This window comes from Aquifex sp. (assembly GCF_056494385.1).
Genome location: NZ_JBSLZM010000009.1, coordinates 1 through 5,225, shown reverse-complemented (window position 1 = coordinate 5,225; position 5,225 = coordinate 1). Strand labels below are relative to the sequence as shown.

General features: G+C 41.2%; 6 protein-coding genes and 1 pseudogene. 3 read left to right on the top strand and 4 right to left on the bottom strand.

The genetic code is table 11. The features are described from left to right. Both ACWB1W_RS00675 and ACWB1W_RS00670 read right to left on the bottom strand, forming a co-directional pair. A partial coding sequence (locus ACWB1W_RS00675; protein ID WP_479369466.1) for a hypothetical protein occupies nucleotides 1-345 on the bottom strand: 345 nt, incomplete at its 3' end. Between the two features lie 74 nt (nucleotides 346-419). Next, nucleotides 420-1,099 (bottom strand): annotated as a pseudogene (locus ACWB1W_RS00670) (transposase); the annotation flags it as partial. Nucleotides 1,100-1,286: 187 nt separating this feature from the next. On the opposite strand from ACWB1W_RS00670, the gene ACWB1W_RS00665 reads away from it, so the two are divergent. Then, entirely contained in the window at nucleotides 1,287-1,541 is a 255-nt protein-coding gene (locus tag ACWB1W_RS00665) for a HypC/HybG/HupF family hydrogenase formation chaperone (RefSeq protein ID WP_479369465.1), read from the top strand. Beyond that, entirely contained in the window at nucleotides 1,528-2,676 is a 1,149-nt protein-coding gene (hypD, locus tag ACWB1W_RS00660; RefSeq protein WP_479369464.1) for a hydrogenase formation protein HypD, read from the top strand. The genes ACWB1W_RS00665 and hypD overlap by 14 nt, the downstream gene beginning before the upstream one ends. On the opposite strand, the gene nadD is transcribed toward hypD, so the two are convergent. Further along, nucleotides 2,667-3,260, bottom strand: a complete 594-nt coding sequence (gene nadD, locus ACWB1W_RS00655; protein ID WP_479369463.1) for a nicotinate (nicotinamide) nucleotide adenylyltransferase — start codon at nucleotides 3,258-3,260, stop codon at nucleotides 2,667-2,669. The two genes, hypD and nadD, sit on opposite strands and share 10 nt — an antisense overlap. A gap of 134 nt (nucleotides 3,261-3,394) precedes the next feature. Here nadD and ACWB1W_RS00650 point away from each other — a divergent pair, with 134 nt between their 5' ends. Then, the gene (locus ACWB1W_RS00650) at nucleotides 3,395-4,558 is read left to right on the top strand and encodes a GGDEF domain-containing protein (protein ID WP_479369462.1); all 1,164 of its coding nucleotides are present in this window, start codon (nucleotides 3,395-3,397) and stop codon (nucleotides 4,556-4,558) included. On the opposite strand, the gene ribD is transcribed toward ACWB1W_RS00650, so the two are convergent. After that, the coding region (gene ribD, locus ACWB1W_RS00645) for a bifunctional diaminohydroxyphosphoribosylaminopyrimidine deaminase/5-amino-6-(5-phosphoribosylamino)uracil reductase RibD (RefSeq protein ID WP_479369461.1) at nucleotides 4,555-5,225 on the bottom strand (671 nt) is incomplete at its 5' end. The two genes, ACWB1W_RS00650 and ribD, sit on opposite strands and share 4 nt — an antisense overlap.

The window sequence follows — 5,225 nt, the reverse complement described above, 5'->3', positions numbered from 1 at the left end:
ATGTAAAAGGGATACAATTTCTTTAGCTTTAGAAGGGTTTATTATTTGCGGAGTTAAAACGATAACATTAAAATCTACGGTAGTACATCCAAGCAATAAGTTTCCAACCTTACAACAAAGTTCATCCCCTATGTTTCCTTGAATAGAGAACTTCCCTTCAGCATCGGTAAAGGCAACAGATCCCGTAGTTGTATTTTCAATTGTTAAGCCACTAACAGGTTCATCAATGAAATACCCTTGAATGGTTGGAGTTCCTGTACTGCTACTGCCTCCACCACCTCCTCCACAACTTAACAGTAAAATTACGGATGAAAAGCTTAAGATTAAAGGCTTCTTGCTTTCCATCTTCATCCCCTCCTATTGGAAATTTATTAAAATTTGATTTTTATTCTATCACAATTTTAGCTTTGATTCAATCTTTATTGAGCCTGTTTAAAAATTAGGCGAGCATAGAGAAGCAGGGGGGTATAGGAGTGTAGTTTCAAAAGACAGAAGCACAACAATAAAAGCTCTATGAGAAGAGATAAGTCGTAAAGAGCAAACTTAGCCAAAACATATAGGCTTGCCACATAAATGTCTTTTACCCAATCCCTATCCCCATAAGCGTTCTTAACCATGCCGATAACACGCTCAACAGCTCGTCTGTTCTTTCTATATAATGCCCTCCTCTTCTCGTAATTTCTCTTAGCCCATAGCCTATATGAATTCCTTACCTTCTTGTGCAACCTGTCCTTTACAGGTACCACAGTATGCATGTTCATATCCTTTACCTTCTTCAAAACGCTAACTTTATCATAATAGGCATTCCCAAGGAAATATCTGGCTCTGAACTCAAGAAAGGTCAACATAGGATTCAGCAGCCCTACCTCATTTGCATAAGGTTTGCCTACATTCACATCAAGCACTACCGATTTCCCTCTTACCAAACCAATAAGAACTTCAGTTTTAACATGAGTCTTTACCTCCTTTAGTTCTTTGCCCCTCTTGTATGAAAGCTTGTAAGTATCTGCATACCCAAACGCTGTTCCATCTGCTATGATGCAAAAAACTCTTTTGCTTTGAGACTCTCCTTTATTTGCTTGGCTGATTGCTTGAGATATTTGCTTTGCTGCCTCTATATTTAACCTGACTAACTCTTTGTTCCTCTTCAGCTTCATCTTTATTGCTTTATCCTATTTACTTTCAAGGCGTCTACTTTTTTAAACAGCCTCAGGATGTTTCCGGCGACTATTTACTATGAAATATATCACTGAAAGCTCATTCACCGATTTATAATTAAGCTTAGGATGTGTTTAGCTATTCCCTCAAAGGTGGTTGAGATTTACGATGATGGAACAGCTCTCGTTGACACCCTCGGTGTAAAAAGGAGGATATCCCTTGAGCTTATGCCCGAACCCGTTGAGATAGGAGATTACGTTCTTATACACGTAGGTTTTGCTATTCAGAAACTTGACGAAGAGGAGGCCCTTAAAAGCTTAGAACTGTTTGAGGAGATTATTGAAGAGATGGAAAAAGAGGAAGGGTATTATGAAAGCGGTTGAAGGAGACATTTTAAAAGCCTTTAAGGATAGAGATAAAGTTCTAAAGCTTACGGAGAAGATAAGGAGGCTTTCGGAAGAATTAGGGAGAACCGTAAGAATTATGGAGTTTTGCGGGGGACACACTCACGCCATTATGAAACACGGTATAGACCAGCTCCTTGAGGGTGTTGTTAGTTTCGTTCACGGTCCCGGTTGTCCCGTATGCGTTATGCCGATGCAGAGGATAGACCTCGCAATAGAACTTGCAAAAAGAGAGGATGTAATCCTTTGTTCCTACGGAGACCTTCTAAGGGTTCCGGGCTCAAGAAGGAAAAGTCTCCTTGATGTCAGGGCGGAAGGCGGAGACGTCAGAATGGTTTACTCCTGTCTTGATACTATCAAGATAGCTAAGGAGAATCCCGACAGAAAGGTTGTCTTCTTTGCCATAGGTTTTGAGACAACCACACCCCAGACGGCTGTTTTAATAAAAAAGGCAAAAGAGGAAGGAATAAAAAACCTTTTTGTCGTTTCAAACCATGTAATAACACCCGCTGCAATTCAGCACATACTCAACGCACCCGAGATAAGGGAGATAGGAAAGGTTGAGATAGATGCTTTTATCGGTCCGGGACACGTGAGCGTTATCATAGGCACGAAGCCTTACCATTACTTTGCGGAGGAGTTCTTAAAACCCGTCGTGATAGCAGGCTTTGAGCCCTTAGACGTTTTAAAAGCGGTTTATCTAATACTTAAACAACTAAAGGAAGGAAGGGCGGAGGTGGAGAACGAGTATACACGCTTTGTGACTTACGAGGGAAACGTTAAAGCTCAGAGGCTTGTTGCTGAGGTTTTTGAACTTAGGAAAACCTTTGAGTGGAGGGGTCTGGGAATAATACCTTACTCTTCCTTAAAGATAAAAAGGGATTACGAGGAGTTTGACGCTGAGAAGGTATTTGAGGTACACCTTCCGGAACCCAAGGAGCACCCGGCGTGTATATGCGGAAAGGTGATAAGGGGAGCAGCGAAACCGACGGATTGTAAGCTATTCGGTAATGTATGCACACCTTCAAACCCATTAGGTTCATGTATGGTATCCTCGGAAGGTGCCTGTGCAGCTTACTACAAATACAGGAGAGGCTTAGCCCTTCAGCGGTAAAGCTTCTTTTCCCTTATATACTCCTCAACACCTTCCGGAACCATACAGTAAATGCTTAATCCCTTTGATATCCTTTCCCTTATCTCTGTAGATGATACGTCTATCCTCCTCGTTTTTACCAGAAATACATCCTTGTTTTCCTTAAGCTTTGGAAACTTTTCCCTTATATAACTTCTCACTTCTTCAAGCTTTCCTTCTCTCTCAACGACTATTATCTTTGAAAGCTTTAAGATTTCCTCGGGCTCTTTCCACAGGTGAAACTTCAGAAAACTATCACTCCCAAGTAAAAGGTATATCTCGTCCTTCAATTTCTCCTTAAGATACCTCAAGGTGTAAACGGTGTAGGATACACCACCCCTTCTTATCTCGTAGTCTTCTACCCTGAACTTTTCTTCTTTCCTCAAGGCTATTCTTAACATATTTAATCTGTCTTCGGGACTTGCCCTGTGCTTTCCCTTAAGGGGTGCCTGATAGGTAGGGACAAAAATAACCTCTTTAGCTTTAAACCTCTCCAGAATGTCCCTTGCAAGAATTATATGCCCTATGTGAACGGGGTCAAAACTTCCGCCGAAAACTATTCTCATAAATTGAGTTAGTATTATACTATACGATGTCCCTTAAGGTTAAGTTTGTAGTTTACTCTCTATTTTCAACTTTTCTCAGCTTTAGCCTTATATTATTGAGCGTTTACACTTATCTAAAGTATGAAAATAAGTTAATGGCTAAGAGGTTTTACACAAGGGTTGTTAACGCATTTTCGGAGACGAGGAAGCTTATAAAGGTAAAAAATCCGAATCTTGAGGAAATTGAGCTTATATCGGAACATATAAGTAGAATTCTTGAGACGGAAAAGGTTTACATTCTTAAAAAAGAGTATGCTTTTAAACATCGTCTAAACTGGAAGTTCAGTGTGGAAAGCTCAGCGGTAATAGGAACGATTTCGGAAGATTTGTTAAAGGATTTACTAAAAATAGACCCTTACGGTGTAGTAGGACCTGTTTACAGGCCGAAGCTCGTTGCAAGGTATCCCTTAGAAAAATACGGATACGTAGTATTCGTGAAGGAAATTAATCACAACCCTTACGTTATGGGTCTTATGCTTGCCTTTCCCTTCGGTGTTGTAATGGCATTTTTCTTACCCGTTTACAGACTCATAAGCGGCGTTCTAAGGGAAATAGAGTTTCTAAGTAATCTCACCATGGCCTTTTCAAGAAACGAGTTCTCAAAGATAGAGCTCCTCAGGAAGGATTTAAGATTATCGGAGGATAAGGATAACGAGCTTTATAACCTGAAAGTTGCCATACTCAGGATGATAGAATCCCTTGAAAAGTTATTACTTCAAACGACTAAGGAAAAGAGATTTTACGAGAATTTAGCCCTGACCGATTCCCTCACGGGCTTATACAACAGAAGGGTTTTTCTGGAAATAGCGGAAAAAGAACTGAGCAGGGCTATGAGACTCAGGCACCCCTTTAGCATACTTATGCTTGACCTTGATAACTTCAAAAGGATTAACGATACATACGGACACGATGTAGGCGACGTAGTTCTAAGACACGTAGCCCGTATACTTAGGAGAAACCTCAGAAAGATGGACGTGATAGCAAGATGGGGAGGAGAGGAGTTTATAGTTATGCTTCCTGACACAACCCTTGAGAACGCTTATAAGGTCGGGGAAAAGCTCAGAAAAGCTGTTGAAAAAAACCCGGTAGAGCTTGACAACGGGAAGAGGTTAAGGGTAACCGTAAGCATAGGTGTTAGTAGCTTCAGGAACCAGAAAAGCCTTGAGGATATGATAAGGGAGGCGGATATAGCGCTATACAACGCAAAGAAGAGGGGTAAGAACAGAGTTGAGATATACAGAAAAGGAATGGAGATTTAGTTTTTCTTGTAAGTAAGTAGGATATCTTCTCCTATCCTCATGACCTCTTTAAGCTTTAGCTTTTTCAACTCATCAGTGGACCTTATTCCCAGGTCTTCTACGCTTTTTCCCTCACCCATTAACTTCGGTGCAACAAAAACACAAACCCTGTCGTATATCTCCGATTTTATGAAGCTTGATAGGGTGTAAGCTCCTCCTTCAACGAGAACGTGCATGATTTCTCTCTCGTAAAGGGTCTTTAGTATGTTCTGTATTGAGTAATTCTCAAGGACTATAAACTCTACGTTCTCTAAACTTATATCGGGCTCTCTTTTCGTTATTACTAAAGTTATCGCCTTTCCGTCCCTAAGGACCTTTGCATCTTTAGGTATATTTAGTTCCGGGTCAAGTATAACCCTTACAGGCTGTTTTTCGGCCGGGACGTATCTCACAGTGAGTTCGGGGTTGTCCGCTATAACCGTTCCCACACCGACCAGAACAGCACTCGCCTCCCTTCTTAGAAGGTGGGCAACTTTCCTGCTCTCGTAGGAGGTTATCCACTTGCTCTTTCCTGTTTTTGTTGCAAGCTTTCCGTCAATCGTTTGAGCCCACTTGAGGGTTATGTAAGGTCTCCTTCGGGATATGTAGGTAAAGAAGTCCTCGTTTAGCTCTCTCGCTTCTTCCCTTA